This is a genomic window from Cellvibrio sp. (genome assembly GCF_053579595.1).
The window spans coordinates 1-4,442 of record NZ_JBRFPI010000369.1 but is presented as its reverse complement, the minus strand read 5'-3'; the positions used below and the strand labels follow the sequence as shown (position 1 = coordinate 4,442).

Genomic DNA, 4,442 nt, shown 5'->3' with positions numbered 1-4,442 from the left:
TGCCGGACACGCTGGCACAGTCCCCATGCCCATGCGTAAAGACGCACTCGTCGGTGCTGCACTCGGTATTGTGCTCGTAGAAGATATTGCCAAAGAATTTAATGTTGTCGCCACCGTCGGAAAAATTGAATGCGGCCCCGGTGCTGTTAATGTCATTCCCGGCCACGCCAAATTCACGATTGATATTCGCTCAGGCGACGATCAACTGCGCGACCAAGCACTCGCAAAAATTCAGCACGAATTGGATTTAATTTGTATCGAAAGAAATCTCACTGCTAGCTGGAATGAAATTCATAATGCGCCCGCCGTCGTCTGCGCCGATTGGATGCAATCACTGCAAGCATCAGTCTTGTGCGATATGAATTTAAATCCCTATAAATTGATGAGCGGCGCCGGTCACGATGCCATGGCGATCGCCGATATTTGCGATGTTGCAATGTATTTTGTGCGCTGCAAAGGTGGTGTAAGTCACCATCCCGATGAATCTGTCACAGTGGAAGATGTCGCTTTAGCAATTGATGCGCTCGCTAATACACTACAAAAACTTGCTCAATAACTATTATTCGAAGTAAAAACTTTTAATATAAAAATGCTCGATAACTGCTACAGGTAAAAACAATGGATAAACATTTCATTACCGCCAATGAATTATTGCTCGATTCATTCAAGTTGGGCGAACAAATTTACCAGCGCGGCTTTCGCCCACACTTTATTGTCGGCGTCTGGCGCGGCGGCTCTCCAGTGGGTATTGCGGTGCAGGAATATCTGGAATACATGGGTATCTCCACTGATCATATTGCCATCCGTACCTCGTCCTACTACGGCATAGACAAGCAGAGCAAAGATATCCGCGTACACGGTTTGGATTACATTATTAAAAATGTCGATGCCGATCAGGAACTGTTAATTGTCGATGACGTATTTGATTCCGGCCGCTCTATTCAAGCGATTATTGACGAGATCAAACGCAAGTCGCGCCGCAACACTCCCAATGTCATTAAGGTTGCCTGCCCCTGGTACAAACCAACACGCAACGTTACAGATCTAAAACCGGATTTTTACGTGCACGCCACCGACCGCTGGTTGGTGTTTCCGCACGAATTATGCGGATTGACACCGCAGGAAATCTTACAGGGTAAAGGTAGTGAAATTGCCGACACGCTGGCGCGGGCGAGTGATGCGAGTAAATTTACTGAGTAGTTATTTTAATCCGCCGTTGAATCTTACCCAGTGCTTCGATGATGAAGCACTGGTTCGCAAAAAATCTATCTATTCAAAATTTCTCTAAACTCTTTAAAAATTTTATCGGGATTGGTTTTTCTACACACTTTTATTTCTGGATAGCGTTCATCCTTCACTAAAGTCCCCGCTGTTTTTGCATCCAAATGCGATCGTGCTTTTCCATCCCAGCGTTTGTTGGGCATGCTGTTGTCGGTGGTTTGTTGCCAGGGAGTGGATGTGGTTTTGTAATCCACCCGCAGCGATTGCCTATCACCCTCGCATAACTCCGGTTCAACGGCGATCATTACCGCCAAGGTATCCCAAAAATAATATTCGTTGCTGGCAATAAACCAATCATTTTTATCCAGCACCGCATCCCAAAATTTCGCGGAATCGGTTTTCACCGCTTGTTTAAAATCGGCGGCCACTTTGGTGGTGACGCGTACAGAATTGGTGATATCCAAACCGACCAATACAATCGGTAAACCTGCCGCAAAGACTTTATCTGCCGCCAACGGATCAACAAAAATATTCCATTCGGCGGTATTGTTGGGGTGCCCCTTGGTAAATAGTGGCACAATAATATTGCCCGGCGCATCTACAGTGCCACCCATAATCACCAGTTGATCAATCTGGTCTTTGTCATTCGGGTAGCGCTCCAGCCATTGCGCAATATTGGTCAGCGGGCCAGTGGCGATCAGCGTGACGGGTTCTTTTGCGTTAGTGAGTGCTGCGTGAATAATATCGGCGGCGTGTTTATCGCTTGCAATGCGCGAACTGGTTTTGATCGGTACTCCCGAAAGTGTATCCGAATCCTTACGCCAGGCTTCCGGAAAAACAAAATAGCCATCGAGTGGACAGGCATCACCGCAGGCGACGGGAATATCTTTTTTGATATTGCCGGGTAGGTCCAGGAGTGAATTGGTATTAGCGAGGCCGGGTTTGCAGCGCGATTCGCCGCTCGCTGAAATGGTCACAGCAATCACATCGGCTTTGGGGTGATGCAACAAATACAGCAGCGCCGCCCAGTCATCTATCGCCATATCATTATCGAAAATCACGGGCTTGGCTTGAGCAAAAATACTTGTGCTGAATAACAGGGTAAACAATAAAATTTTATTCATCATGATGTTCACGCGAGTTAGCCGCTGCACTCGTTATTGACAAGTGCAGCGGGAAAAATTATTTTGCGGAAGTTGCTGATGGAATAGATGTTTGGTATTTGTCCCAACCGCGCAACAATTCCTGCACAACGCGATTACCCAAACCATAAGCCGCTTCAATCGCAGGCAAGCCATCGTCAGGGTAGGGCGCAGTTGTGCTCCATGCAGCTGTTTTTCCCGGTGGAGGAAAACTGTAATTGCTCACGGTGCGCAACACCAATACGCGCTTGGTGTCCACTAATTTTGCTTTGGCTAAACGGTGCAGCGCGGTGAGGCTGCCGTTATCTTCCATATTGGTCGTCATGAAATTACTTTTTTTACCCGCGTGTAAATGCATCCAATCATTCGCCCAGGTATTTAATAATTCGCCGTGCCAATAAGTGCTGGAGCCGAGAGTATCACCGATGGTGACAAAGGGCTCGCGCTGCGCTTGCGGAAAACCTTTGTATTGCGCACGAAATGATTTCATCGCAGGAGTGTCAGCAACGGGAAAATCTTTGGTAATTTGATAAGCCCAATCAACGAGGGTTGGGTTCAGGGTGTACACAATGGTATCGACAGTCCAGCCTGTTGCTTCCTGATTCGGTTCTTTGGCGCCGAGTGGAATTAAACCGTATTTCCATTCTTTGGGAATTTCACGGCCATCAATTTCATAGAGTAAATCGCCATCGACAACATGTTTGGCCCAGACACCGGTGCCGAGTGAAACGTCGAGTGGATCGCCACCGCCAATGCCCGCAATTACCCAATAGGCTTTGGATAAATCAAAACGCGGGTCCATGCCCAGCGCCATAATCGATGAAGTTGCATTGGTAACGCCTCCGCCGGTGCAAATGGCGAGCACGCCTGCATCATTCATGTGCAAGTCGTAAGCGCCGAGTGGAAAAGCGAATTTTTTATCGAGCTTTTGGCGTTCAATCCAGAGTTGGTATTCACCAGCTTTATCACCAGTGACTTCACCGTTTTCAAACATGCTCACCACTACCACTTTCACCGGAATAGCAGCGCTGGCGCTGAGTGCCAGCAACAAGCTGGCGAATATTGCAAAAGCACTGCGAACAAAATTCAACATAGCTACCTCAATTAATTGCATTCAATATTTATTACTGCATCTTTTAACCGATTGACGATAAAGCGCAGATGCTTTTGGTATGCAAATAATTGACCATTCGGACAGCAAACTGTGAAAAGTTATGTTAGTTGGTCGTTCGCCTATTTATAGCCACCTTGCAGATAGCGATGAAACGCAAGATTGACCCAAATGGCTTCAGGTGAAACTGACCAGGTGGGATCTAATTGTTGAATCGCTTTTACCAATGCGGGCGCTTGATTAGGCAACGCCAGAAGAAGTGCAGTTTCTTTGCCATTACTCACGGCAATTTGTGTTGCGCTGGCAAAACCCTCAGCGGCATTTTTGCTGCGATAAAAAGGTTGCCACCAGGCGCTGCGAATTAATCCGGTTTGGTTGGCGGAATCTTTTTTAGCGTAGCGATCAATCGCGGCGACAAATTGTGTTTTATCGGCCGCTGTAGGGAATTCAAAATGCAGATCGTATTCGCTCGCTTCAACCAAGCGGCGACCATTGCCCAAGTCAATCAGCGATTGGCTCAGTGTGCCCCAATCATCGCGATATAAAAATGCTGAGGTTTTGCGCGAGAAACCCACGCGCGCTTGCAGGCCTTCACTCGCAAGGAGTGCAAGCAGTTGTTGCGCGTGATCAATATCGCTATGGCCATAAATAATATGCCGATCCGCCTCAAACAGCGGCCAAGATGTGGTGACCAGGTTATAGCCGGTTGCAATGCCCTGACCGATTAACTGCCGCAACTCCAATGCAAATGCCGAAGGCTTGGCTGCACTTTGTGTTTTCCAGTGGGTTTCAATGCGCTGATAAAGTGAACTTTCGTTGAGTTGCCCGAGATATGCGGGATCTGGCTGATGGTAATTGGCGATAAATTCAGTCAGTGCTTTTGAGTCGGTGGTTGAGCCAATTATCGGCGCGCCTATAAGTTGCAATGTCGCTGCAGCTTTTAATTCCGGGAGGGATAATTTTTCTTC

At 47.5% G+C, this 4,442-nt stretch carries 5 protein-coding genes; 2 read left to right on the top strand and 3 right to left on the bottom strand.

Translation table 11 applies throughout. The features are described 5' to 3' along the window. Both ACWA6V_RS17860 and ACWA6V_RS17855 read left to right on the top strand, forming a co-directional pair. On the top strand, positions 1 to 556 hold a 556-nt coding region (locus ACWA6V_RS17860), incomplete at its 5' end, for a M20/M25/M40 family metallo-hydrolase (protein ID WP_449523764.1). Between the two features lie 62 nt (positions 557 to 618). Beyond that, positions 619 to 1,200 (top strand): phosphoribosyltransferase, encoded by a 582-nt coding sequence (locus ACWA6V_RS17855; RefSeq protein WP_310072979.1) that lies wholly within the window; start codon positions 619 to 621, stop codon positions 1,198 to 1,200. A 65-nt stretch (positions 1,201 to 1,265) separates the two neighbouring features. On the opposite strand, the gene ACWA6V_RS17850 is transcribed toward ACWA6V_RS17855, so the two are convergent. The 3 genes from ACWA6V_RS17850 to ACWA6V_RS17840 all read right to left on the bottom strand — a co-directional run. Then, positions 1,266 to 2,348, bottom strand: coding sequence for a nucleoside hydrolase (locus ACWA6V_RS17850; RefSeq protein WP_449523763.1), 1,083 nt, complete (start codon positions 2,346 to 2,348; stop codon positions 1,266 to 1,268). 55 nt (positions 2,349 to 2,403) lie between these two features. Then, entirely contained in the window at positions 2,404 to 3,456 is a 1,053-nt protein-coding gene (locus ACWA6V_RS17845) for a purine nucleoside permease (RefSeq protein WP_449523762.1), read from the bottom strand. Between the two features lie 140 nt (positions 3,457 to 3,596). Further along, on the bottom strand, positions 3,597 to 4,442 hold an 846-nt coding region (locus tag ACWA6V_RS17840), incomplete at its 5' end, for a hypothetical protein (RefSeq protein WP_449523761.1).